Source organism: Weissella viridescens, assembly GCF_001437355.1.
Taxonomy (GTDB): domain Bacteria; phylum Bacillota; class Bacilli; order Lactobacillales; family Lactobacillaceae; genus Weissella; species Weissella viridescens.
In genome coordinates, this window is record NZ_JQBM01000001.1 from 211775 (window position 1) to 238333 (window position 26559).

General features: G+C 40.3%; 25 protein-coding genes and 1 pseudogene. 3 read left to right on the top strand and 23 right to left on the bottom strand.

The window, feature by feature from the left end; translation table 11 throughout:
* Positions 1 to 35: 35 nt before the first annotated feature.
* The 5 genes from IV50_RS01010 to IV50_RS07700 form a co-directional block, all read right to left on the bottom strand.
* Positions 36 to 1205 carry a serine hydrolase domain-containing protein gene (locus IV50_RS01010; RefSeq protein ID WP_084736667.1) on the bottom strand — a complete coding sequence of 390 codons (1170 nt, stop codon included), beginning with the start codon at positions 1203 to 1205 and terminating at the stop codon, positions 36 to 38.
* Positions 1206 to 1296: 91 nt separating this feature from the next.
* Positions 1297 to 2448, bottom strand: coding sequence for a serine hydrolase domain-containing protein (locus IV50_RS01015; RefSeq protein ID WP_057743795.1), 1152 nt, complete (start codon positions 2446 to 2448; stop codon positions 1297 to 1299).
* Positions 2449 to 2450: 2 nt separating this feature from the next.
* Positions 2451 to 3350 carry an alpha/beta hydrolase gene (locus IV50_RS01020; RefSeq protein ID WP_057743798.1) on the bottom strand — a complete coding sequence of 300 codons (900 nt, stop codon included), beginning with the start codon at positions 3348 to 3350 and terminating at the stop codon, positions 2451 to 2453.
* A gap of 14 nt (positions 3351 to 3364) precedes the next feature.
* Complete coding sequence (locus IV50_RS07695; RefSeq protein WP_057743801.1) at positions 3365 to 3862, bottom strand: PTS sugar transporter subunit IIC; 498 nt, start codon at positions 3860 to 3862, stop codon at positions 3365 to 3367.
* 42 nt (positions 3863 to 3904) lie between these two features.
* On the bottom strand, positions 3905 to 4636 hold the full coding sequence (locus IV50_RS07700; RefSeq protein ID WP_057743804.1) for a hypothetical protein: 732 nt from the start codon (positions 4634 to 4636) through the stop codon (positions 3905 to 3907).
* A gap of 133 nt (positions 4637 to 4769) precedes the next feature.
* On the opposite strand from IV50_RS07700, the gene IV50_RS01035 reads away from it, so the two are divergent.
* Positions 4770 to 5813 (top strand): serine hydrolase domain-containing protein, encoded by a 1044-nt coding sequence (locus IV50_RS01035; protein WP_057743807.1) that lies wholly within the window; start codon positions 4770 to 4772, stop codon positions 5811 to 5813.
* A gap of 43 nt (positions 5814 to 5856) precedes the next feature.
* Here the strand turns inward: IV50_RS01035 and IV50_RS01040 are convergent, their stop codons facing one another.
* The 12 genes and pseudogenes from IV50_RS01040 to IV50_RS01090 all read right to left on the bottom strand — a co-directional run bounded on the left by IV50_RS01040 (position 5857) and on the right by IV50_RS01090 (position 19045).
* Positions 5857 to 6717: an alpha/beta hydrolase gene (locus IV50_RS01040; protein WP_057743810.1), complete on the bottom strand. Its 861-nt coding sequence runs from the start codon at positions 6715 to 6717 to the stop codon at positions 5857 to 5859.
* 51 nt (positions 6718 to 6768) lie between these two features.
* The gene (gene dltD, locus IV50_RS01045; protein WP_057743812.1) at positions 6769 to 8046 is read right to left on the bottom strand and encodes a D-alanyl-lipoteichoic acid biosynthesis protein DltD; all 1278 of its coding nucleotides are present in this window, start codon (positions 8044 to 8046) and stop codon (positions 6769 to 6771) included.
* Positions 8039 to 8278 (bottom strand): D-alanine--poly(phosphoribitol) ligase subunit DltC, encoded by a 240-nt coding sequence (gene dltC, locus IV50_RS01050; RefSeq protein ID WP_057744626.1) that lies wholly within the window; start codon positions 8276 to 8278, stop codon positions 8039 to 8041. Before dltC ends, dltD begins: the two co-directional genes overlap by 8 nt.
* A 40-nt stretch (positions 8279 to 8318) precedes the next feature.
* A pseudogene (dltB, locus tag IV50_RS01055) lies at positions 8319 to 9569 on the bottom strand (D-alanyl-lipoteichoic acid biosynthesis protein DltB).
* Positions 9566 to 11092: a D-alanine--poly(phosphoribitol) ligase subunit DltA gene (dltA, locus tag IV50_RS01060; RefSeq protein ID WP_057743815.1), complete on the bottom strand. Its 1527-nt coding sequence runs from the start codon at positions 11090 to 11092 to the stop codon at positions 9566 to 9568. The pseudogene dltB and the gene dltA overlap by 4 nt, the downstream one beginning before the upstream one ends.
* A 19-nt stretch (positions 11093 to 11111) precedes the next feature.
* Complete coding sequence (locus tag IV50_RS07705; RefSeq protein WP_072153082.1) at positions 11112 to 11246, bottom strand: teichoic acid D-Ala incorporation-associated protein DltX; 135 nt, start codon at positions 11244 to 11246, stop codon at positions 11112 to 11114.
* 92 nt (positions 11247 to 11338) lie between these two features.
* Positions 11339 to 12493 carry a serine hydrolase domain-containing protein gene (locus tag IV50_RS01065; protein ID WP_057743818.1) on the bottom strand — a complete coding sequence of 385 codons (1155 nt, stop codon included), beginning with the start codon at positions 12491 to 12493 and terminating at the stop codon, positions 11339 to 11341.
* 194 nt (positions 12494 to 12687) lie between these two features.
* Complete coding sequence (locus IV50_RS01070; RefSeq protein WP_057743821.1) at positions 12688 to 13074, bottom strand: hypothetical protein; 387 nt, start codon at positions 13072 to 13074, stop codon at positions 12688 to 12690.
* A complete protein-coding gene (locus tag IV50_RS01075; protein ID WP_057743824.1) occupies positions 13067 to 14374 on the bottom strand; it encodes a Y-family DNA polymerase in 1308 nt (435 codons plus the stop codon). The genes IV50_RS01070 and IV50_RS01075 overlap by 8 nt, the downstream gene beginning before the upstream one ends.
* Before the next feature lie 163 nt (positions 14375 to 14537).
* Positions 14538 to 17261, bottom strand: coding sequence for a YhgE/Pip domain-containing protein (locus tag IV50_RS01080; RefSeq protein ID WP_057743826.1), 2724 nt, complete (start codon positions 17259 to 17261; stop codon positions 14538 to 14540).
* Positions 17258 to 17701, bottom strand: coding sequence for an RrF2 family transcriptional regulator (locus IV50_RS01085; protein ID WP_057743829.1), 444 nt, complete (start codon positions 17699 to 17701; stop codon positions 17258 to 17260). Before IV50_RS01085 ends, IV50_RS01080 begins: the two co-directional genes overlap by 4 nt.
* A 183-nt stretch (positions 17702 to 17884) precedes the next feature.
* Entirely contained in the window at positions 17885 to 19045 is a 1161-nt protein-coding gene (locus IV50_RS01090; protein WP_057743832.1) for an ArgE/DapE family deacylase, read from the bottom strand.
* 149 nt (positions 19046 to 19194) lie between these two features.
* On the opposite strand from IV50_RS01090, the gene IV50_RS01095 reads away from it, so the two are divergent.
* Positions 19195 to 19785 carry a hypothetical protein gene (locus IV50_RS01095; protein WP_057743835.1) on the top strand — a complete coding sequence of 197 codons (591 nt, stop codon included), beginning with the start codon at positions 19195 to 19197 and terminating at the stop codon, positions 19783 to 19785.
* Between the two features lie 48 nt (positions 19786 to 19833).
* Here IV50_RS01095 and IV50_RS01100 read toward each other — a convergent pair whose 3' ends face one another.
* The 4 genes from IV50_RS01100 to IV50_RS01115 all read right to left on the bottom strand — a co-directional run bounded on the left by IV50_RS01100 (position 19834) and on the right by IV50_RS01115 (position 24152).
* Positions 19834 to 20316 carry an NUDIX hydrolase gene (locus tag IV50_RS01100; protein WP_084736670.1) on the bottom strand — a complete coding sequence of 161 codons (483 nt, stop codon included), beginning with the start codon at positions 20314 to 20316 and terminating at the stop codon, positions 19834 to 19836.
* Between the two features lie 18 nt (positions 20317 to 20334).
* A complete protein-coding gene (locus IV50_RS01105) occupies positions 20335 to 20937 on the bottom strand; it encodes a short chain dehydrogenase (protein WP_057743838.1) in 603 nt (200 codons plus the stop codon).
* A gap of 31 nt (positions 20938 to 20968) precedes the next feature.
* Complete coding sequence (locus IV50_RS01110; RefSeq protein ID WP_057743841.1) at positions 20969 to 21241, bottom strand: hypothetical protein; 273 nt, start codon at positions 21239 to 21241, stop codon at positions 20969 to 20971.
* Between the two features lie 235 nt (positions 21242 to 21476).
* Positions 21477 to 24152, bottom strand: a complete 2676-nt coding sequence (locus tag IV50_RS01115; protein WP_057743845.1) for an HAD-IC family P-type ATPase — start codon at positions 24150 to 24152, stop codon at positions 21477 to 21479.
* Between the two features lie 211 nt (positions 24153 to 24363).
* On the opposite strand from IV50_RS01115, the gene IV50_RS01120 reads away from it, so the two are divergent.
* On the top strand, positions 24364 to 25314 hold the full coding sequence (locus IV50_RS01120) for a TerC/Alx family metal homeostasis membrane protein (protein WP_057743848.1): 951 nt from the start codon (positions 24364 to 24366) through the stop codon (positions 25312 to 25314).
* A 102-nt stretch (positions 25315 to 25416) separates the two neighbouring features.
* Here the strand turns inward: IV50_RS01120 and IV50_RS01125 are convergent, their stop codons facing one another.
* Together IV50_RS01125 and IV50_RS07875 are read right to left on the bottom strand one after the other, a co-directional pair.
* Positions 25417 to 26283, bottom strand: coding sequence for a polysaccharide deacetylase family protein (locus IV50_RS01125; RefSeq protein ID WP_057743851.1), 867 nt, complete (start codon positions 26281 to 26283; stop codon positions 25417 to 25419).
* Complete coding sequence (locus IV50_RS07875) at positions 26219 to 26557, bottom strand: hypothetical protein (RefSeq protein WP_057743854.1); 339 nt, start codon at positions 26555 to 26557, stop codon at positions 26219 to 26221. The genes IV50_RS01125 and IV50_RS07875 overlap by 65 nt, the downstream gene beginning before the upstream one ends.
* Positions 26558 to 26559: the final 2 nt, after the last annotated feature.

Consider the following 26559-nt stretch of genomic DNA (forward strand, 5'->3'; position numbering starts at 1 on the left):
AAAAAAGAACGCGACCGTAAAGTCGTGTTCTTTTTTTATGGTTTAATTAAATCATTGAAATACCTAAAGGTTATTTCCTCATTTTCTGGTTCAGCCTTCTGATTAGAAAATAAAAAGAGACCCGTCTTCCCATCACTTGAAATACGATATGATGATTCAAAACCAGCTTGCGTACCGTGACCACCGTAAGCATTGATGCTTGGCAACGTATAGACGCCACCTGCATAAGTTTTACCAGTAACTGGATGCGTTAGTGCTGTAAACTGTGCTTTCGAAATTAATTTACCATTAATTTCATCATCAAACAATTTATAGTAGGTGTATGGTGTTGCATATGAATTCCCTGTTCCGACTTCAGAATAAAAAGCAGCTTTAGGTGCTTTTACTGGATGATTACCGCCAATTTCATACGCGACAGCACGGTTTTTATTACTCAAAAATTGTACATTGTTCTCTATATGATAGTACGGTTGAATATATTCATCTAATAAATCGTCATACGATTTATGGGTCAACTTTCTTAAAATTCCTGACACGATAATATAATTTGCAGCACTGTAGCGCCACTTCCCATTTTCGCCGTATTGTGGATTGTATTGTACCCGCTGTACGACATTATTGATATAGCCGGCTTCTGAGAGATTTTTCGTACTAAAGCCATTGACCATATATCCACTTGTCATATCAACAAGATCTTTTATCGTTACAGATTTGGCATTTGGCAAATTAGGATAAAATTCCGAAACTTTAGTCTCAAAATTGTAGCCATGATCATGAAGAACTTTCACTAACAATACCCCAGTGATATTTTTAGAAATTGAAGCCAATGGGTATGTCGTTGTCACTGTATTTTGCTTACCTGACTGGTTAGATTTTCCATAAGCCCGATTAAGTAGGACATGTCCGTCTTTGATAACTAGCGCGGTTCCTTTGAAACCCTTGCGTTTCAACTCTTGATTCAATTGGTTCACTACTGGCCCTTGCACATAAGTTGGCTGGTTGCCATTATCTCTGAATTTATTGGATGGTTTAAGCTTTACGGTTGACTTCTGGTTTGCCGACGAAGTATGCCGAGTATTTTTTTGGTCTGGCCTCAAGCTTAATACCAACAGAATCAGTACAACTATAAGGACTCCCAAGAAACCGACTAACAACCACTGGCGCCGTCTCTTTTTTTGTTTTGATTGATTTAAACGCATTTTCATTCACGCCCATTTACATTTTATTCAATGAACAATTATAGCATTAATTAATAATTCCGGTAAATCCACAACTAGGTTCGCAAAAAAAGGATTCTTAATAGTTTTTGAATACTACCTCATGTCCAACAACTTTCCCGTAAATATATTTTGCCAAGTTAGCATTTTTTCCCGTTACAGAATATTGATTCGATTGTAGGATTACCGCATTGCGGCCATCCTTACTCATATAGACATAATCCTCAAAGCCTTGCATCACACCACGACAGAAATAAGCGCGACCACGATCTTCTGAATACAATCCTCCAGAATAAATTTCGTGATATTGTGACATTGGTGTCGAAACGGCTTTAAACTGTTGCGGCGTAACAATTTTTGCTTTTATCTCAGATTCAAGCAGTTGGTATATGCCCCAAGTATTTGTGAAAATATCACCCGTGCCCAACTCCTTTTGATATTCTGATTTGTTAAATGGGATGTTAACCCCCTCAACTGTACTACCTAGTGGCTTCGCTAAATTATTCGCATACCCCGGCAATGTTTGTAGTTCATATTGTGGACCAAACGTTTCTTTAACGAGTTGTTCGTATGATTTTCCAGTCACTTTATGCAGAATGCCAATCAAAATATGATAATCAGTGGCATTATAATGCCACGTTGTTTTTGTATGATTATAGTACGTATGCTTTAAAATTTCGTCAATGTACACTTTTTCATCCCCTAAACGCTTGGGTACAAATTTGCTCGTGTCATATTTTGCATTCATGGTAATTAATTGCCGAATCGTTATGTTTTCAGCATTCGGCAAGTTCGGATAAAACGTCGATACTTTCGTCTCTGGGGAATAACCCTTAGCTTCTAACTGCTTCACTGCAAGTACAGCCGTCACATTTTTGGTCAATGAAGCAATCGGATACTTCGTCGCTGTCGTATTGTCACGTTGCGACCGAATTCTAGTCTTACCATACCCTTGATTCAAGATGGGTTTACCGTCTTTAACAACAAGTACCGTTCCACTAAACTTATTTTGTTTAATGGCGTTATCGAATTGTACTGCCTGACTCGCCTCAGGCACCACCTCATGCTCATGCGTCAATGCATCTCGTGAATCGCTCTGTGCTGAATCCGGATGCTCAACTAAAGTCGTACCTAAGTAAGCGATGCCACAAATACCAGCAATACTGATGCCACAAATACCAGCAATACTAACGATGGCAACCAGCCATTTAGCATGTTTTTTTAGTGGCATACCTATTTCTCCTTATGCTTATCTTTTTTTGTCACAACCGAACCATCCTCTTGCGTTGCCCCGTTTTGCGGTTGTGGTTTGGTTAAAATACGCTGTGTTATCGTACTAATCACTTCATCGTTTTCCGGCAAATCCGAGTGTTCTGCATCTGATCCGGTTACTGTAATTTCCGTATAGTTTTTTACCTGATTTTGATAAATATACTTACCTGCTCGGACAGATTCTTCCGGAACAATGCCATCTGATGTATACGTTTTGGTCCCAGCCAGCGCGTAAACCGTTAAATCCTCTGGCAAACGCTTTTTATGTTTAATAAAATCAGAAAGCATTTGCGTTCGGTTATGAATCGAGGTTTCTTCAAAGTTAAATGGCGTGCCCATTGTCAGCAGTTTCTTAATTTTTACTTCAGGATAATTTTGTGCATATCGTTCTAAGAAATCAGTATAAACGAGTCCGCCATTGGAGTGGCCAATCCCTTTGTAATTATTAAATTCATACTTATTCTGGAGCATAGCAAAGGCAGCGTTAAACATCTCTGCTTCGGCTTTAATATTCTTATAGCCATCATGGTTATTTTCAAATCCAACGACAATAAAGGGTTCATTATCATTTTTTAGTTTTTTGCCAACCACTGTGATTCGACCATCGTTCCATACTTTGACTTTAATTAGGCTATGACGAACCGGTGCCGTTTGATTAATATCCTCAACCATGCCATCGAACCGATTATTTGTCGCCGAGCTGCCGGGAATTAAAATGACCGGTGATAGTTTTGAATTGTAAAAACGATCTAGTTCGTGAATATTCATTTTAGTCCATGAATAAGCTGGAACGGCCAGCAAAAGTAGTAAGCCTATCCCAATCAGGAGGCCCGTTATGGCTTGTTTATGTCTTTTTAACATCGTTTTCACCACCCTCAATGCCTTTCGTTTAAGCGTATTTGTATGCGTTCGTCCAACTTAACAAAAGGAATATAAATCATCACATCAATGATAAACATCACAATTCCTGCAAATAATGCAACACAATTTCCACCTGAGCCCATAAAGGCGATCAATGGACCTGGCGTTCCAATCGGCACCGGATAGATCGATGGTGGCATTGCTTTAAGACCAATCAGAATGGCACCTAAACAAACATTGATTGTTGGTACGAAAATAAATGGAATGAGATAAATCGGACTAAATAAGACCGGCAACCCAATCATTAGTCCTTGCCCACTTCCAAAAAGTGTGGGCAGAATTGAAATATTACTGATTGCCCGCTGTTTGCGACTTTTTGAGAATAGAATAACGGCAACACCTAAAGCTAAGACTCCACCAACACCACCAAATAATCCGAAACTATCATAGAGACTTTCTTCGGTGAATGGATTAGATACTTGCCAAGCTGAATGATGCTTTAAGGCAAACATTAAACTAGCATTTGCTGTTGGACTAGTAAAACTGTTATCAAATTAAAACGGGCCGCTTAAGCCCAACCAACGCATAGCCGTTGTCACAAGCGTCCCCAACAGGGTCATACTAAATGACCCCCGTTGCAATGCGCTAACAGCCATATCAATCCCATTCGTAATTGGTGTGAATTTAACAAGCATGTTTAATCCAACATTCAGCAGTAATCCACCACCTAACATCAAGGCCACCACGCCAATCATTCCATAATTATTGACACTTTCGGTGTGCTTAGCATGTTTTTGTCCCCATCTTGCCACACGACCAAAAATAGTCCCAACAATATATCCAAATACAAGTCCTACTAGTAGCCCACGCATCCCCGTATATCGTGTCATGGCAGACAACTGCATGTGTCCCTTCACCAAATTGGCAGGATTGAAAACGAGCACATATGCAACCGCCGCAGTAATGCCAGCTTGATAGATTTTATGACTATATTTTCTCACAGATAAATCAGCCATATAATAGGCAGCTAAAATCCCTAAAATCCCTAAAGTTAAGTGGGATAAATTTTGAAAATAGTGATTCAAAAAATCATATTGCGGTAAAAGGTTCGGAATATCAAATACATTATTGATAAAGCCCGCGTCATCTAAAACTGTTTTACGGAAAGCTGATAAAAAACTGCCAATTATGGCAAAAGGAAATAGTCGTGTTAACGTTCGTTGCGTCAAATCCACAAAGCGATATTGTCGAATTCGAAAGAACCATTTAAATAAGTTTTCCTGCATACCTAATAACCTCTACTCCAGTGTCTTAAATCCTATTTTACCATGTTTATGAAACAGAAGACTTGTGGTTACAAATTATATTGAAGCGCGGTATGATATGAGTAATATCTTTTCGAAAGGAGCTACTATGTCCATGGATCATACGGCACACAATGATTACCTCGCGGAACCTATTGCCAAAATCATGAAAAAATACCGACTGGCCGGTAAAGTTCTCGTTATCAACGCTGACCAGTCAAATCAAGACATTGAGGGCTTTGGTTATGCTGATAAAAAACATCTGCGCTATAATCAGAACCCTAATGTTCTTTATCCAAGCGCTTCCCTCCAAAAATCCATGACTGCAGCTATGATGATTCAAATCATCAATGAATCAAAATTCACTTCATCCCCGATTAGTGAAGACACCCCGATTGCACGCTGGTACCCTGACCTGAATAAAGGTGCCAATATTACAATTAGCCAATTATTAACGCATACCTCTGGTATTGTCGATTTAAAGTCAGAACGTGATCCAGGTTTCATTATGACTGAAGATCAGGCAATTCAGGCTACTGTTAACCGGATTAATGCTAGCAAACTATCTCTTAATCATTTTTACTACGATAATGACAACTATATCTTACTCGCTGGGATTATTCGTCAGGAAACACACATAAGTTATGCTGATAATCTCAACCAACGTATCATCAGACCGCTCAAACTGACGCAGACAGTTATGTGGCACGATTTAGATACACATGGCGGCACACCGGCCGTCAGCTACCGTTCCTTTGGTCCTTGGCAGTACCGACAACCTCGAACGGCCACCCCTCAACTCATGTCTTATATCGTTGGAGCGGGTAATCTATATACAACCCCAGATGATTATTTAAAATTCCAACGTGGATTACATAATAGTCAAATTTTAGATGTGCACGGTTACGAGCAACTCACCCATCAACCTAATCGACCTAATAATGGCTATTCTGGTGGCATGTACCATCGCCGTCACGGGAAACTCAAGAAAGTTTACGGCTACTTACGTGATACTCATTATCGCAACTGGGTCCAACTCTCTAGTGACAGTCAATATGGCATCATTCTTTTTACGAATCAAAGTCGTTCATCAATGGGGGTCAAACGTGCCGCACATGAAATACTACAACTCTTTTCCGATCAATTTGATGCTAAATAAAAAACACTGGATTGCTATGTGTAGCGCTTCCAGCGTTTTTTATTTACATTTGAAAAAATTTATCAATCTCTTTCAAGGTCGCTTTAGCTTCTGGCATGGACTGCCACATTGGATAATCATGGACTAAACAAGGATGAATGATACAATCAACTGCATTTCCATCGGCTAATTCGCATTTCTGCGCAATGGTTTTAACTGAATCCACAACACATTCATTGCCACCTGAGTCCAAACGCAACCGTCCAATATGACTAAAATCCGTCTGTTGCATGAAATCGAATTGTTGATACCCCACATCATTTTGCATACAGCGCATCCGCTTTGGATCTAACACCAAATCTTGTTGCGCTGCTGTTTTTGAGACATTAAAAGTTGTATCAGGGCAGAGTGAAACCAGCGCCGAAGCATCAGGAATTTTCAAACTATTCTCACGGATATCTAACAATAACCGTAAAACAATGTTAGCACCAGCAGAATCCCCCCAAAGATAGTGTCGCTCCGCTTGGCTTTGATTCATCCAGTCTTGATAAACCTTTAAAATCCACTGACGAACATTTACCAATCCGGCAGGTGCTAGCGGATAATCCGGAATTGTTACAGCATATCCCATTTTCATAAAGGTCAATGCCACTTGATTAAACGCCGTTGAAGCCGGCAAAATAAACGCCCCACCATGCAGCATCAGCAATTCACCTTTGGTGGTATCCGTTAATGTAAGACGGCGGATTGAGCACGCTTCAAGTTCAACAGTTGTCTGCTTTACCTTATCTGGAAATTTAAGGGACTGTGGCCGTTCATCAGCGGGTAACTGTTGCATCTTCGCAAAAGTATCCATTAATTGTTGGCGATAATTCATTTCAGCAAGTTTTTGATTAATTGACGCGGCCGTTTCTGAAAGTACCATCATTCCTCCTAAGCAAAACGCGTTAAACCATGAGGTTCAACGCGTGACATGCTATTGCTTAAATTGCTTGAAATCATCAGATGCCCTTGGTCGGTAATTAGCCCACGCAGCATCAAAAAACTTATTATTGATTTTATATTTAGGTTGCGCCTGTTTCTGTGTCAGGAATGGGTTAACATGGTCATCCATTGCTAACCAACCGTTCCAACCTAAATGAATTGTATCTTGCATAAAGTACGGTTTATTACCATCCTTAGATAGATCAACAACATGATTAAAGCCTTGAGAACGCAATTGATACGTAATCTTCTTCACTGAACGTTGGTACATTCCTTCGTTTAACCCTGTGTAGTCCATCCACTTTTGGTTTACCGGTGGAATGACGAACATAACATCAGTGTTTGACTGCGCAAATTGATTCAATACTAATTGGAAATCATTATACTCAACTGATGCCTCATAGTTAACGTTAGCTTGTTTGCCAGCTAAATTCTTTTCAGCTTGACGGACATGCTTATCGTAAAAGGTATTATTAATGCCAAAACGGTTATTCGTTGTTGATTGCTTACCCAGACGTGTTGCTGTTTGGGTAAGTTGCTCACGATTATAAGGCTGTGGCAATGTCTTACTTCCTGGCAAAATCTTTTGGTTATAATTGTCCTCGATTCGCCATTTACTAAAGAATGCATCTTCATGGTTCACCAGTGATAATTGGGTATTAATGCGTTGCTTTTCAAAGGACGACAAGGGTTGTCCGTTTGCCACTTTTTGCATCATCTGTTTAATTGACCCATCCGGCGCAACCTTCATAAATCGTTGCGCAGCAAGCCGATCCGCTTGTGTACCAGTTTGATTCTTTAAAAAATCAAGTCCTTGACCCGAACTATAAAAGACGGAGAAAGCTTGTGGATTATCCGTATTTTTAACAAACCATTGCGGTGAAATAACGAAAACGGCCTGTTTATCTTTAATTTGTGGCAACATCTGTTGCATACCAAAATAATGTGACAATGCCGTTGATCCACTTTGCCCAAGCAAGAATGGACGATAGCTGCGGTGATAGCCCTCAGCTAAAGTCGACGGATGCATGGCATCCATGCGTTTCCATTCACTTGACCCAAAAAACGGAACAAATCGATGTTGTGTATCTGATAAGGCCTGTTGCTTTAGGATAGCACTTTTAAAAACACGCGGTGAAGTTGCACTTGCTGCTTTACGTTCAACTTTATAGTTGGATTTAGGGTGCGTATTTGCTGCGAGAATCACCACTAAAATTAAAAGTACCGCGCATAACAATGGCCCAAAAATCAGCCAAAGTCGTTTACGCATTCCGCAATTCCTTTACCCCTTCAATAATCTTGTTAGCTGTATTCCAGTCATCACGTCCCATTTCAGAAACAGGTACCTTAATACCAAACTTAGATTCAAGTGCCACAACTAACTCAACAACAGCCATTGAATCCAATACGCCTGCATCAAATAAATCTTCATCCATCATATCTGAAACATCTTCCATGAACAAATCATCGATGATTGCAATCACTTCTGCTTGTACATCCATATCTTCTGCCATTTTTAAATTCCTCTATTCTTTAATTTAATTAGTGAAACCATAATTCATTCAAAAAGCCTGAGAAGACCAAGAAGGTGAACATGGTAAAGTTAAACGTTAAAAAGATTGCAAATCCATTGGTGAACCAGTTACTTGGTAATGGTTCCAAACCAGCTTTTTTTACGATCACGATTCTTTTGTTTCTTCTGACGTAACCACCAGTCATTGATAATCAAAACGAGCGCGTGAAGGAAACCATACAAAATATACCACCATGTCACACCATGCCAGAATCCCATCAAAAGCATGTCTACCATATAGGCAAATCCTGATGTCACATTTCTATTTTTAAACACCTTATTTCGCGTTAAGACCAAAACTAAACGCATAAAGACATAATCTCGGAACCAGAAGCTCAAAGTCATATGCCAACGATTCCAGAATTCCTTTAAGTTCTTTGCCATAAAGGGCTTATTGAAGTTAATTGGTGTATCAATTCCCATAAATTTTGAAATCGCAATAGCAAACAAAGAGTAACCCGCAAAATCAAAGAAGAGGTAAAGTCCGTATGAGTACATCACACCAAGCGTTGGTAAGTTAAAGATTCCCCCCTCCAGCAAAGCTGCTTTTTTGAAAGGAATCAAAAACTTAGCTGAAATGAGATACGCAACAATGAACTTATAAAAGAATCCCAGCATAATGTTCCATGTCGCGCTCTGAACGAAATCTAGATAACGTTGTCGATCAGGTACTTGTTCATAATCCGCTTCAAAGCGGCGGTAGCGATCAATGGGTCCTGATGATAGTGTTGGCATGAACATTAAGAACCTAATCGTTGGCCAAACTTTGACATCTTTAAGGACACCGTTCCGCATTTCCATAATCATGCCGACTGATTTAAACGTCAAATATGAAATTCCCAGAAAACCAATAATGGATGCCTTGCCTTGCCTTGATTAAATGCAGGATGCAATTTCACAATGACTAATGGAAGCGCCGATAGTAAGACCGCCCCATAGAATACCCACTTATTGTCATATTGCTTACGATAAGCCTGGTAAACGAGAATCAATACCGTTTGCCAAAGAATATACGCAATTAGCGCGTAAAATTGTACCCACTTTGGTCCTGCAAACATAAGTAGAATGAACACAAATGAGAAAACCGCTTCATAAATCTGGAAACGGCGTCCCATGAACATCCCTACAATAATTGGTAAAAGCGCCAACAAGAGATACCCAAAGTACATGGGATCGCCGTATGGCTGTAAATTAGGCAGAGAAGCTAACCATTGACTCATGAGCCGTTCACCTCAGCAATAAGTGCCTTGATGTCCACCTTACCATTTGGCGTCAGTGGCAATAATTCACGATAAATGAATCTTGATGGCATCATATAAGGCATCATTTCATCTGATAAACTTTCTTTAATGGCCTGTGTTAGTTTCAGTGGCTTTTCATATTGTTCCAATAGTCCTGGCTTAGGTACAACATAGGCCAGCAATTGTTGTACCTTATGTTGATCGTTATAACGAGGCACTGCCACGGCTGACTCAACCATATCTGATAAGTTCAGCACATGTGAAACTTCCTCTAATTCAATGCGATAACCGTTGAACTTGATTTGGAAGTCCATACGTCCCCCATAGTGTAACAAATTATCATCGTCCATCGAACCGACGTCCCCTGTGTGATAGGCAGGTTGTCCATCAAATTCAAAGAAGGCTTCTTCTGTTTTTTCTGGGTTATTGAGGTATCCCTTTGATACTGCTGGGCCAGCGACAATAATTTCACCTTGCTCACCATGTGGTAATACTGTGCCATCTACATCCATAATATATGTTGGAGAATCCGGCTTTGGATAACCAATTGGAAGTCGCTCAGCTTTTTCTAACATCTCATCGGTAATGGCCACTGCAGATAGCGCAACTGTAGCTTCAGTTGGTCCATATGCATTGACAATGCGAGCATCGGGGAAACGTTCACGTAGCTTTTGTGCTGTTCCCACAGTTAACTCTTCCCCATCAAAATAGAAGTACTTGATGTTTGGCATATGTTCCGCATCGAATTCATCTGATAACATCGCCATATCAGCAAATGATGGTGTTGACGTCCAAACCTCAATTGGCAGTTCAGGCAAAACCTTGAACAGCTCTTTGAAGCTTTCAACAACATGACGTGGCAAAGCATATAATGTACCACCCATCGCTAACGTTGGCGCCCAGTACATCACTGATAAATCGAATGAATATGGGGGTTGCGCTAACATTTGTGGTTGCTGTGAAATATCAAAGGCTTCCGCAGATAACATCCAATTTGTGAAAGACAGCAAATTTTTATGTGAAATTTGAACACCCTTGGGCTTTCCAGTTGTCCCTGAGGTAAAAATGATGTAGTAATTGTCATCATCCGTTACCATATGATCTAAATTATAGGTGACATCGTTTTGTACCACTTCAGCCAATTTTTCAGGCGTGATGACGGGTACAGCATCAATTTCAATTGGTAGTGGGTCTACTGCAATAACCGCAGCAGGCTGCGCAATCTCCAGAATTGATGTCAATCGTTCTTCTGCTGAATTAATATCAACCGGGATGTAAGCATGTCCTGACTTTGTCAAACCGACAAATGTCATAATCGCTTCATAGTCTTGTCCTGTAAAAACCATCACAGGTGCTTTATCAGCTAAACCTAATGTATCAATATACGCCGCCAAAGCATCTGAGTCGTGTTTTAAATCAGCATAGGTATGTTGCTCACCTAATACATCATAGACAACCCGATCACCTTGTGTCATAGCGTAATTGTCAATGGTTTGAATCATATTTTCTCCGCATGTCTATCTAAAATTCGTTATAAATGAAGCCGCCTTGTCCATGGCCTGAATAACCATAGAAATACAACAAAATCAATAACACGGCAAAGTAAAATAATGTTTTTATTATAAACAGCCAAAAGCCTGTATGTTTTTTAAACATTGTTTCGTCCTTTCACTTTCCAGTCTGCCTTATCTATTATTTCATAATTATATCAATGGTATCACAAAAGATTACAGCATTACCATTGATAATTAGTTAGTACTTTCTTCAGTGGTATCATCAGCCTCGTCTGTTTCTGGCGCTTTTATTGTTTCAAAAAGTCGACTAGCTAGGGGTTTGTTGCGTGCTTCATCGTTTCGATTAGAAAATAAAATAACCGCATTTTGACCATTTTTATCCATGAACAAAGTTGGTTCAAACCCTTGCATCTTGCCATGTCCAACATATGACTGACCATCAGTACTTGTATAAAGTCCACCAGCATAGAATAAACCGGCAGGTGGTGTCGTTAGCTCTGTGAGCGCAGACTGTGGTAATATCTTTCCCGCAAAATCATCTTTTAGGAAACAATACATCGTCCATGGTGTGGCGAAAACATCACCTGTTCCTACTTCTCGCGCAAAGCGCTGTTCCTGAAAAGCAAGCGCGTGTCCTTGATCATTATAACCGGTTGTGCGATGGTCACTTTTTTTATATTCTTGCACATTTAAAAAGTGATACTTGTCTTGAAACTCTTGTTTAAACAATGTCATCAATGACTTACCTGATAATTGACGTGCTACTCCAGATAGTAGAATGTAATTTGTCGATGTATAGAACCAAGGCTTTGACTGGTGATTAATCGTAACGCGTTCCGCAACATTGTTTATATAGCCCGCCTCACTCATCGTTTTTGTCGTAAACGGCACATCCGATAAATCAGCTGTCATCGTCCAAAGTTGATGTAATGACGTCTGCTCAGCCGATGGTACATTGGGATAGAACTTTGATAATTTTGTTGTACCATCTAATTGATGTTTCTGTAACTGCTTTTGTAGCACAATTCCCGTCAGATGCTTTGTCAGCGAGGCTAATGGATAAACTGTCTCTACAGTATTGGCTTTATGATTCTCCCCAGTGCCATAGCCTCTGTTTAAAATAACTTTATTATGTCGTACGACCAACGCAGTTCCCGTATAATCCACTGCCTGCAGCTGCTTTTCAAGCTCATGGCCTAGCTTATCTTGGGGGACTACTTCTCGATTACCTTGATCACGATAAACTTTTGTTACCTGCTTCTGTGTTTTTTTCGTCGAAGATTGTGACCCGCCATTTGTCAGAGTCGTCGCCTTTAAGGCCAAGCCACCACAAACAACACCACACCCGACTAATCCAATCAAAACTAAGCCAATTTTTTTATAATTCATTTTTCTTCCCATACCAATTGTATTCCCGCAATAATTAACATTGTTTAGACTAGCCTATTTATCAAGTAACGGCAAGCCCCGTCCTTTTCCTATTTGTAAAAAAAAAGAACGAAGCCATCCCGGGCTATCATATGTGCTTTAAACCTGCATCGTTAAAGTAATACCCAAGCTGAATAGTCACCCACCGACAACTTCTATCGAATAACACGCTCACACCAATTAATATCATCACACGCAATCATTTCAGTTCCAACATAAATATAGTTGTCCCTGTAACCCGTCACTTTACCCTGAACTATCGGGGTTAGATGTCCCAACTCATCACGCCGAATACGCTGTACTTTCACCACTTCATGATTAGCATAAGCATGCGTCAACACCTGATCAATTTCTGCTTCATCCATCCGAGGCTTTGCTGTTCGTGTTTCAACTTCAGCTGCCTTTTCTGTATATTTGGCCACATCCTCAACATGGTCTGACAAATAAAACCCTTGCCATTTCACCATACCGCGATCACGGTAGGTTTTTTCAAAGAAATCCTTAGCTCGGAGAAAAGCGGCTGCATTAGCTTTGCTATCCATATGCGTTGCCTCCACTGTGTCCCCCAACCAATCCGGCTCGGTCAATCATGGTGCCACCATTATCAGTTGAGGCTAGTTTAACAATAGCCGTCGTACCAAACTTATGACGAATATCATCAACCACATGCTCTATAGTTTGTTCTTTAATATTGATTGTAGGTTCAATAAATAAATCCATTTGTTCAGCCACATCAGGAATTAATTTACCAACTGATATTCCAATGTGCCGAATACTTTGCCCGTCATATTGACTATCAAATAATTGATAAAGGGCGCCAACGATTCGTTTTGCGCGATTCGTCGGGTCTATGCTTATTTGTCCGGAAAATCCGGGTTCGCTCTCTGATAACGCAGCACCCACATAAAGATGAACTACCTGACAAGCCTGACCTTTAGCCCGTAAACGCGCAGCAATTTGTTCACCGATTTCACGGATGACATTTTTAATTTCGCTTGCTTGAACATAATCTCGTGGTAAAACCTGACTATTCGATATACTAGCGCCCTTTGGCTGATATTTATCAGACAACCGACTTCGGTCAACCCCCCAGGCTAAAGCAAATAAGTCAGCACCTTTAACACCAAAGCGCTCCATTAAATACTGTGGATCTGCCAATGCAATATCTCCCATAGTACATAATCCCATCTGATTTAATTTTTTGGCTGTCCTTCGTCCAATGCTCCATACTTCGCTTAAGTCATGGATTGACCATAACTTATCTGGAACTTGTTCATAATGCCATTCAGCAATCAAACTATGGTTATTTTTAGATTCTAAATCTAAGGCCAGTTTAGCCATAGTCGGATTGTCACCGATGCCAACTGTCAAATATAAACCAAGGCGTTGTTTAACTTCCAATTGAATAATTCGGGCAAGACCTTTTAACGTCAAATCATGCCCGTACTTCGTCTGCAAGTATCCCCATGAATCTGTGACATCTAATATAGATTCATCAATCGAATACAGTTGCAAATCTTCCTCAGCTACAAATTCCCGAAAAATATCATTAACTCTTTTATTTTCCTTAATATAGTAATTCATGCGTGGTGGCACAATAATTAACCGTGGATCATCTGGTAAATCACGATGTCGCGTTACATTAGAAATACCAAATGTTTTTTTTGCCATCGGCAATGAAGCCAACACTAATCCACCATTCGTATTATCAGCTTGGCTCATTACAACTAATAACGCTTTCATCGGATTTAGACCTAGGTCCACACATTCACAACTGGCATAAAAACTTTTACTATCAATCATGAGTATTTTTCGCCGTACTTCATTTTCTGTCGGAAACATCCTGACACCTCCATTTAAAACTAACTATCGTTAATTTTAACCTAACATTTAAGATAATCAAGATTTTTTGATAGAAATCTTCATCATTTTATATGACTGTTCATCAGAAAAATTATAATAAAAAAGAGCTATGAATTTATTCATAGCTCTTTTTCTTTTCATATTAAGCTTCGTCCTGCAAATCAAACCTGAAGCGCTTCTTCATCTGCATTCTGAAGAAGAGGTATGACAAGCCGGCTAAGACAAGACTCATGGCAATGAGTATCAACATCGGTTGTAGAATACCATCCCCAGTAGAGATTGTCGCTCTTAGCCCCTCAATTGAATACGTCATTGGCATGTATGGATGAATTGCCCGATAGAACGGTGTTGTTAACTGCATTGGGTAGGTCCCCCCAGCCGCAGATAGCTGCAAGACCATCAAAATCAAAGCCAGGAATGTTCCCAACTTTCCAAGACAGACACTCAGCAAGAACAAGATTGTCATATCAGCTACTGAGCTGACTAACAAAACAATCAAGAACTTAAATGGTTCAAGTGGATGAATACCAACTAGGAAGATTGAAGCTAGATAAACAATTAACGCTGGTCCAATTGATAGTACAAGCGGTACCATAAACTTACTGAACCACCAGCCTAATGAACTCTTAGGTGGCACAATTGCTGGATCAAATACGTTGATAATCGCCATTAAAGTAATCATTCCAACGTATAAGTAGATTGAAAGCATGTATGGTGCCATACCATAACCATTGTTCTTCGTATTGGTTGAATCACTATGCTTCACCTTAATTGGCTTACCAAACATGTTAACAGTCTTCTTATTGTCCTTAACCTTGTTAACCTTCTCAGCCCCATCGTTCAAGCCCTTTGAAAGTTTGTCGGCACCTTGGTTGGCAGACACTAGTCCAACCGTTAACTCATTTGCACCGGCCGTTAGTTTACCACCACCAGCAGCCAGTTGCTCTGCTGCTTCATAGATCTGGGCCCCCTTGGCATCCAACTGACCCAAACCACTAGCTAACTGTTGACCACCTTGATTGAGTTGTGAAACCCCACCAGTATATTGACCAAGTCCACTAGCTAATTGATTAGCACCTGATTGAAGTTGGCCACTCTTGCTATCAAGTTGACCGAGTCCGCCAGCAATTTGGTTGGCACCTGATTGAATCTCACCACTTTTACCATCAAGCTGACCTAAGCCACCAGCCAATTGGTTGGCACCTGATTGAATTTCGCCACTCTTACCATTAAGTTGACCAAGTCCACCAGCTAATTGGTTGGCACCTGACTGAATCTCACCACTCTTATTATCAAGTTGTGTTAGTCCATTGTAAACTGCGGCACCACCTTGCTTAAGGCCAGCACTCTTTTGGTTGAGTTGGCTCAAGCCACCATTCAAGGAATTAGCTCCCGCTGAAAGTTCAGATACACCACCGAAAGCTTTTTGCATCCCGGCGTAAAGTTGATCATAGCCATCAGCTAGCTTAGCTAAATTATTCGTCTGCGCAGAATCACTTTGCAATTCAGTTTGAACCGAATTCAAGTTAGCCGTTAAACCACTAACATTCGTTTTAAGCGTTTGCTTTTGTGCTGCTGTTAGGTTAGAAGCGTTCTCCAAGGCTGCCAAACTTTGAATTTGCCCCGCCATATCACTCAACTTAGCAGTTAATGCAGCATTATTGCCACCAGACTGCGTTTGACGTAGCTTATCAACTTCCGCCTTATATTGTGACGCAGCTGAACTTAAGCTTTGACCACCATCGTTAACACTACTATTAAGGGTATTTAATGAGTCCGTTAGCTTGGCACTACCAGCTTGAGCTGAACTAACACCAGCCGTATATTGCTGAATCCCCTCATTTAATTGAGAACTACCATCCACTAACTTTGAAACACCACCAGTGTATTGGCCCAAACCAGTCGCCAATGATTGGCTACCTTGGTTCAGTTTTGAGACACCACCGGTATACTGTCCCAAACCAGTCGCCAATGATTGGCCACCTTGGTTCAGTTTTGAGACACCGCCAGTATATTGGCCCAAACCAGTCGCCAATGATTGGCCACCTTGGTTTAGTTTTGAGACACCGCCAGTATATTGGCCTAAGCCACCAGCAAGTGAACCAGCTCCTGACTGTAACTGACCACCCTTACTATTAAGTTCAGACAACCCACCAGCTAACTTTTGACTACCGTCATTTAGTTGTGAAACGCCATTGGTATATTGCCCAAGCCCTTGGCCCAGTTGACCAGCACCGTTACCGAGCTTACCAGCACCATCAGCAAGACTCTTGGATCCATCACTTGCCTTTTGCAAACCATCACCAAGTTTTGCTGATCCATCAGCCGCTTTTTGCATCCCTTTACCCGCTTGTTTAAAGCCAGTTAAGACTGCCTGTGCATAGGCCTTAGTCACTTCACTTTGGACATCAGCCTTAATTTCGTTCATCGCTCCTTCACCAATCTTTGAACCGATGAAGTTATTTCCAGAACTTGTTTTATATTTGAGTTGCATTTGCTTTGGATGATCATCCATTAGCGTTTTCGAATTCTTTGAAAAGTCTTTTGGAATAATAATTTCCAAATAGTACTTACCGTCTTTTAGCTTCTTATCAGCTTCTTTCTCGTCAACTTTTTTGAAGTCCAGACTCTTGCTATCAACTAAGTTGTTAGCCATTGATTTTCCAATATTGACCTTTTTACCATCAATCTTGACACTCTGATCTTGATTAACGACAGCTACGGGTAGTTTATCAAGGGCACCATAAGGATTCCACATTGACTTCAAAAAAATGACAGAATAAATTGCCGGAATCAGCATAATCACAATCATCGCAAAGCGTAACAACTTATTCTTCTTTAACTTTTCCCACTCTGCCTTTATCATGTATGACTCCTTTCTGGTCGATGTGCTCGAATTAACTGACTAATCTTATAACTATTCAGTCGTTGCAAATAAGCCTGCTCAGCTTTTTCCATAAAAGAAGCAACTTCTTCTTCGCCTGAGCGAATATCCGAGGCACCCTCCAAAAAATTGTCGGCAAGATGTTTAGGGTGGTAATTCTTCGTTTTACCCTCAATCGCATAGTAAATATCGAGTAAGGAGATATCGTCGGTGTTTTTAATGAGGTAATAGCCGCCACCTTTACCCGTATCCGATGCAATAACATTTTCGCGGACAAGATTTGCCAAAATTTTCTTGGTATAAGCATTCGAGCTCTGCATCAACTCACTGATTTCATTACTACTAATCTTTTGAGGGTAACGATCGTTGGCCAAGAGCAAAACAATGCAAATGGCACCTTCGAAACTATCTTTATATTTCATCCAGACCCCTCCATCATTAATTTAACTGCATACATTATACATACGTGGATGACAAATGTCCACGTTAAACCGTTAATTTATTTCACTTTATTTAAAATCTTGTCCTCATTCTCACAGTATTTAAATTAAATGTTTTTGAAATCAAAAAAGGTCGCCCGTATCAGGCGACCTTGCAACATTTAATTAATATTCAGTGGATACGGTCGTAAATAATTCTGTGTACATGTCGATAAACTTTAGATACATATCCTTCGAGCACTCTTCATTATTTTGGTGTGCCGTTAGGAAGTTTCCCGGACCAAACACAGCCATTGGAAATCCGATTGGATGATCAACAAGAAGCTTTGAAGCATCTGTTCCGCCCGGTGCAGCGATAGCTTTAATATCTTTTCCGACCGCCGCTTTGGCAATTGCTTGCATTTTTTGAATCAACTTTGAATGCAAGTCACCTTCAATTGGAATGATTTCCATGGTAACTTCACGACTAACCTCACCCTTGTGATTAGCATTAAAGTCAGCAATGGCTTGGTCAATAATGGCCAATACTGCTTCGTTATCAAATTCGGGTACCGTACGCACATTTAACTGTGCTTCTGCAGTTGCGGGTAAAATGTTTGGTTGAGAACCGCCATTGATCACATCAATATTGTAGACATCTTGTCCAAGATATTGGTTGGTATCCTTTTGGCTTCTTTCATCCAATTTCGTTTTAATATCCGCCCAAACATCCATTAACTCTTGAATAGCGTTAATACCTAATTGTGGCGTTGAACTATGCGCAGCCTTTCCTTTGGCTGAGAGCGTGATATTCAACTCACCCTTATTAGCAAAGCTTGTATTGTATCCCGTTGGTTCACCGACAATCAGCGCGTCAACGTCATCCATGTATCCAGCAGCTTGAAGGGCTGTTGAGCCAGCCATACCAACTTCTTCACCAGCTGTTGCTAAGAAACGCAAAGTACCATCGAATGGTATCTCCTTTTCTTTAATGTCAATTAAAGCGATGGCCGCTGCAGCTAAACCGCTTTTCATGTCTGAAACGCCACGACCAAACATTTTGTCTCCATCCATGGTTAATTGAAGTGGATCCGTCGCCCATTGGCTACGATCAAAGTCAACCACATCCATGTGCCCAGTAAAGGCAATGACTGGCTTACCAGTTCCAACGTGTGCCACTAAATTAGCGCGATGGTCAGGATCAGAAGCAAGCGGTAAGATTTCCGCTTCAATGCCATGTTTTTCAAACAAGGCCTTTAAGTATTCAGCCACGGGGCGTTCATTTCCATTACGACTATCAAATTGAATTAAATCTGACAAAATCTGAATTTTTTCATTACTTTCCATAAGCATTCTCCATTCATTAGTCGGATAAACATGACAAAATTATTAAAATAAAGTATAGCACTAATTCTGAAGAAAGATAGTTCTTGGCGAAAAATCATCAAGTGTTACAATGAAATAAACTAGGCTATGAGCGTAAAGGAGTTATACACATGCGTAAAGGAATTATTTCAATTATCGTTGCCACTGCCGTAATTGGCGGAGCTGGTACTTATGGTTACGCTGAAATGAACGCGCAACATCAGGCTGAAACACAAAAAAGCCAAGCCTCAAGTCACGTTGCCAGCGTCAAGGCGACTTCTAAATCATCTTCACAAAAATTAGTGAATAAGACTAGTGTTACGACAACAAATGCAAATTCTAATGAATCAAGTTCTAACCAAACTAGCCAGTCAGAATCCAAATCATCGAACCTGACATCATCTGGTGATACAACTAGTTCATCTACTGACAGCACAACAAGTCAAATATCTACTGCACAATCGCAAGATGCTTCAACCGCCCATTCAAGTGCACAAACTACCATTGATCCAAACAATCCCAACCTGACACCAAATCAAATTGCACAGTTGTCTCCCACTGACCAAGCCGCTAATCTACGCGTTGCAGCAGCTCAAGATCCCACCCGTTTCAAGATGGATTCAGCTATCGTAAAGGGGTATTCTAACGCGGCTATCCAGAGCGTCCCCGCTTGGTCACACTATTCTGATAGTGAAATCAACCACTTTAGGAGCCAAGATTAATAGACACAAAAAGCACCAGTATCCCAAGATACTGATGCTTTTTTTAATCTAAAAATGCCACTGCGTAAAACGCGTTGCCGCTACATCAAAGTAACCGGTTGTTAAATACTGCTTTGCTTTTAAAACAAGCGGTGAAGCATTCGCCTCAGTTATATCATCAAGGTCCACAAATAATGCTCCGGCGGCATCTTGACCATCAAAATCTGGCACTTTAGCCTGAATATCACCTTGGAACTGCAAAACATGGTAAAAGACGGTAACATGCTGGTTTTCTTCAAATCCTTGATAGTGCCAGGGATAGTGGAAACTTGTAACGCCCAGTTGCTGAATCTCTTTAGTTAAAAGTCCTGTCTCTTCTTTAATTTCACGAGTCAACGTCTGTTCTAAAGTTTCGCCTGCCTCCGATTGTCCACCAGGTAAATCAAAACGGTTTTGGTAAGGTCCATCTGTTTTTTTTATAACAGCCAGCTGTTTCTGCTGAACCATTACACCATAAACGCCAAAAGATTGATGTACGCCATTTTGCATCATCGTGAGCCTCCAGAAGCTTTAATATATCTGATATTCCTGTCCCGTTTGTTTACCGACAACACTTTTAACAAAAGCTTCGGCAACGTCCGTAATTGAGACCGGTGTATATCCCAAAAATTGCGACTTTAATTTCTCAAAACTGACATCAACCACATTAGGACTGATAGCATTAATGCGTAGTCCACGTGGTAAATCAATCGCGGCGGATTTTACAAAAGCAGTCACACCACCATTTGCCATGGCCGCTGAAGTACCACCAGGAATTGGATCATCTTTCTTAATCCCTGTCGTCAACGTAAAACTGCCACCATCTTTAAGATAGTGCTGTCCAACAATCACCAAGTTAATTTGACCTAATAGCTTACTCTGGACTGACAACATATTATCTTCTGGTTGCATGTCAACCAAAGCCTTCGCAGTTGTCTGACCGGCAGTTGAAATCACGTGGTCTAACTCTGGCAGGTCCGTATACATATTTTTAATACTTTCAGGATCAGCTAAATCAACATAGACATCAGCATCATGGCGGCCGCCACTAATAACGGAATGGCCTAATTCACGCAAACGCGCTACAACAGCCTTTCCCAATGTCCCATTTCCACCAACAACTAAAATTTGCATCTTTGATTACCTCTTAAATAATGGCCTATTGTTAAGCTAAAGTCACTTCAATACGCTTAGGCATTTTGATGGCTAATTTTTGAATCTTTTGAATTGGATCGATACCAATAACTTCAATCACATCAGCCAATACATTTAGTTGCAACGTAAAAGCTGGCACCGTTGTCTCCCCAGTTGTATAGATGTCAATATCAACAGCGGTACTATCTGGAACCATTTTAACATCGGCCTTTGTTACAGTACCATTTAGGACGCGCAAGACCCATCCTTCGGTTAACTGAATCACATTTTGTTCTTCTGACATTATGAATACCCCTTTTCATTCAGTAATTAATTAACCTTAGTGTACCTTTATTATCTTGCGGACTAGCGACAACAATGCGTCAATTTGGTTAAAGTCAGAAGACGAATTATTCACTTTAAAGAATAAGTATTCTTTTAAAATCCAAGGTGTTAGTTTTCAAAAATTAATATTCATTTTTAAAACAACCATTCCCTACCAAAAAAGCAACCAAGCTCATAGACCTGGTTGCTTTGGCTTACTTATGTTTTAAATACCACTTATTCAGTTCCGCCCAAACAATCACGGGCAAACCGGCTAATATCACAAGCCCCCATTGTTGTAACGTCAATCCCGCTGTTGAAAAAATGTCATTCATAAATGGGACGTAAGTTAATACAAGTTGTAAGGCAAACATTAATCCAATCGCGACATACGCCATTGGGTTGGAGAATAATACTTTTTTCGCAAAAGCAAAGGCAGATGTTCGAATATTAAATAGGTAGAAAATTTTACCAAAAATAATAATATTGACGGCCATTGTGCTGGCAACCGCAAATGAAATACCTTGTCTCTGCATCACTTCAAAAATAACCAAAGCCATTCCCGCAATTAAGACACTCACCATAGTCATCTGCAGAGCGTCAGATCGATTCATTAGCCGTGCATCTGCTTGACGAGGCGGTTTTTGCATCAAACCTGGTTCCGCTGGTTCGAAAATAAATGCCAACTGGATAGTAATTGCCGAAACCATATTAATCCATAATAGTTGTGTGGGTGTTAAAGGTAGTGGCTGACTAAGTAGAATACTAATCGCCACAATTAACCCTTCTGCAAAACTCGTTGGCAACAAAAATAGAATCGTTTTTTTGATATTATCGTAGAGACGTCTACCTTGTTCAATCGCCGTCTTAATGGTTGAAAAGTTATCATTTGCCAAAATCATGTCAGCTGAATCTTTGGCGACGTCCGTTCCCTTGATTCCCATCGCCACACCGATGTCTGCTTGTTTTAAAGCAGGAGCATCATTCACACCGTCACCGACCATGGCTGTAACATTACCTTGTTGTTGATAGGCTTGAACAATCTTGAGTTTATTATGTGGTGTTGTTCTAGCAAAAATATCATAGTTTCCAACAATCTTGGCCAATTCATCCAAGGTCAAGGCATCGACTTCTTGCCCTGTCATGGCACGAATGTCATCAGCCAGACCTAATTGTTGACCAATTGCACTCGCTGTTTCAACGCTATCACCGGTTATCATTTTCACCTTGATACCAGCCACGCGCATTTCGCGAATCGCTTGAATCACTTCTGGTCGTGGCGGATCAGTAATACCGACCAATCCTAAGAATTTAATCCCTTGTGCAGCGATATTTACTGTATCAATTGTTTCAGCATCCCCTAGCATGTCCATATATCCAACTGCAATCACACGTTTACCGACTTGTGCAAGTGAACGGGCGCGGTCAGTCCAATATTCACGGTCAAAATGTTGATTACCTTCGGCAACTAAGTCAAACATGACATCTGGCGCACCTTTAATGGCAGCAATCCGTTCACCCTGCTTATTTTCAATCAGTTTTGCAATATAACGATAATCTGAATCAAACGGAATCCGATCAATTTCAGTTACCTGCGGTTCTGTAGTGCCAAAACCTTTGTAATAAGCCGTAATAAATGCCGCATCAGTTGGTTCGCCATTCACAACCCAACCCGTTTCTTCCTCAGACAAGACGGTATCATTAGCAAATAGACCCATCGTGAGTAATTTCGCCAGTTCTGAATCAGTCTGTGCTTGAACGGTTTGTCCAGCTAATTCAAAGTGCCCATTTGGCACATAACCAGTTCCAGTAACCGTGTAATGACGATTTGCGACGAAAATATCTTGAATCGTCATCTCGTTTTTTGTTAACGTTCCAGTTTTATCTGAAGCAATGATATCAATTGCACCAAGGGTTTCAGCTGCCGGCAATGTTTTAACAATGGCATGTTTTTTTGTTAACTTTTGAACACCTGTCGCCAAAATAATGGATGTTGCGGCCGGCAATCCTTCTGGCATAGATCCTACGACCATTGTGATAACCGCCATCGCTAGTACCGGTAAAGTATAGACGTTCATAAACCAGCCTAGGGCAAATAACAGCACTGAACCGACAATGATAAACCATGAAATACCCGTCCCCAATTGATCGAGTTCTCGCGTTAAAGGAGACTTTTTTGGTTTCACTGCTTGCACACTGGTTGAAATTTTACCAATTTCAGTTGTGGCACCAATCTGCACGACAATTCCGAGACCACTACCATTTGTAACTCCTGTTGATGCAAAGGCCATATTGGTTTGCTCAGCAAGGGGTGTTATTTCCGGTAACATGTGGTCTGATTTTTCAACTGAGTCTGCCTCACCGGTTAACGAGGATTCCTGAATTCTTAAATTATCTGTATCAACAAGTCGTAAATCAGCTGGCACATTATCACCAGCTTCTAAATAGACAACATCCCCCAGAACGAGTTCTCGGGCCCTAACCGTTTGACGCTTTCCCGCTCGATAGACGGTTGCTTCAGCAGAAAGCATCTGCTTAATCTTTTCCAAAGCATCATTGGCGTTCACTTCCTGCATATAACCAATTAGTGCATTAATCACAATCACAATGCCAATCACAATGGCATCAGAATAATGTTGCATCAATAAGGTCACAACAGCGGCAAATAACAAAATATAAACAATGATATTGTTGAACTGATTTAAGAAAATACGCCATTTTGGCGTCACCTTAGTCTTCAATTCATTAAAGCCATCTCGTTTTAGGCGCTGTTCGACCTCCGGTTGTGTCAGACCGGCTGGCACGCGTGTCTCAAATGCGTTGATTACCTGCGCATTTGTTTTTTGATAAACTGGTAAGCTACTGGATATAGGGTCCTTTAATTCTGGCACTGATGTGTCTCCTTAAATTTTTTATATTTTTAAACATTCATTCAAATGTTTAAAAATATTATCCCAAGTCAATCTTTAATTAACCTTATGTCAATGAATACGTGCGAATAAGTCCACAAATTCCATAAGATATCTATAATTCTTAAAGAACCCTCTCTTTTTTTAGTGTATAGTGATTAATTATAAGTAAAAAAGAAAGTAGAAATAAATTATGACAGTAACCCCCATTTATTGGATTGGCTTTTTTGTCTTTGTCGTTGCAATGCTCGTCTTAGATCTCAAAGTTTTCAACAAAGCAAATACTGCTCCAACCATGAAGCATTCCCTCATTACTAGTGGTGTCTGGATTGTTCTAGCACTACTCTTCGCTTTCATCATTTTCCACCTTGGTGGTAAAGATGCAACCGTCGACTATCTCACAACCTATACCCTCGAGATGTCATTAAGTCTAGATAATCTATTTGTCTTTATTCTCGTCTTTGGTTTTTTCAATATTGCCGCTAAGTACCAGCACCGTGTCCTATTCTGGGGTGTTTTCACCGCCATCATTATGCGGGTTTTGTTTATCCTTGGTGGATCAGCTTTGTTGTCACATTTCCAATGGTTAATGTACGTTCTTGGTGCCTTCTTGCTTTATGCTGGAATTAAGATGTTCTTTAATAATCAAGAACAACAAGAAAGCCTTGATGATAATAAATTGATGCGTTTTTTGAATAAAGTGCTCCCCATTAAGATTACCGAACAAGATGGTGCCCCATTCTTTGTAAAATCGAATGGCAAGACTTTTGTCACTCAATTCATGGTCGCTTTAATCTTCATTGAAATATCTGACATTATTTTCGCCTTTGATTCAATTCCTGCTTCATTGGCCGTAACGACTGATACCTTTGTCGTCATCACATCAAACATCTTTGCATTAATGGGCTTACGTTCATTCTATGCGGCATTGTCATTAATTTTGCCAATGTTCAAATACATTAAGTATGGTCTTGCTGCAATTTTGTCATTCATCGGTTTGAAGATGATTGTAAATGAAATTAGCAAAGCAATGGGCTCAAGTTTTGAAATCTCAAATGCGGCTTCATTAGTTGTGATTGTGCTTTGCCTGGCCGTTGCCATCGGTGCATCGCTCATCTCAAATCGTCGTGAAAAACAAGCTTAAACAAAAAAGCAACTAGTCGTAGATTTCCTCGGCTAGTTGCTTTTTTATTGTTTTATTGTAAACGTGACTAAAATTAAAGCGTGTCGTTACTCCCCAACCGTACTAACTTAACCACTTAGCTAAATTCTGCCAAGACTTTTCATTTACTAGCATTCTTGGCACATCTAAATTGTTTGTGCCTTGATTGACAATGCCTGGATCAAGCGTGGAAACAGAAAGAATACCGTGTTTACTCATATACTGGGTTAAATAATCGTTAGCAGCCCCATATGGGTACGTAAAATACTTCGCATATTGTCCAGTATGTTGCTTAATTACGGCTTGGCTGTGACGATAATCTGCTGCCATTGTCTGATGCGATATCTTACTTGATTGCAAGGCTGGTTGTTCATCGATTTGATAATGTAGTTTATCAGTATGCAACCCCACCGTTGCTAATGGACTCTTGGCCATCTTTTCTAGTTGCTTCCAATTGGCCATCCGAATGCCATCCACTTTTTTGTCTACAAATCCGGTTACCACAAAGAATGTATAGGGAAATTGCTTTTGTTCCAAAATGTTCGCTGCATTTTCTGGCATCGACCGATCAACATCATCAAACGTTAAGACAACATATTTTCCATGGATTGGCCCATTAGCTTTCATGTTGAGCATCTCTTCATATGAAATCACTTTTACGTGTTTCTTCGCTAAAAAGTCCATTTGCTTTTTAAACTCGGTTTCGGTGACATTATATTCATGTAACTGATCATTACTTGAGACATGTTTGGCGGCACGATTTAAGCCAGAATCCTTTAAAATCCGATGATACGTCAAGACCGTTACCCCATTAGACTCTTGATGGAACATTCCAGAATAAGCAGGCAAAGTACTGTGCGCATGCCCTTTAGAAAACTGTAAATATTCATTTCCCAGTGCCAACCCAAAAATAATTAAAAAAATGATATAAATACTTCGTTTGATGCGCATAAACGTTACCCTCTCGGTGTTGTGTATCCCGAGTTAACTCAGCACACCCCAAAACAAACAACCAAACCAACAAACTCACACTCAATAATCCGATTACGATTAAGAAAATTTTCTGATTTAACCCCAACACAATATATAGAATGCTTAAATCATCTGTATAGGCTCCCCCCAGGTACAGCCCGCCAATCAATACTAGTCCGAATGAAACGATCCAAACACTTGAAATAAACGTTTCTTCTAACCAACCAAAATACCTTTTTTTCCGAATAATCATGT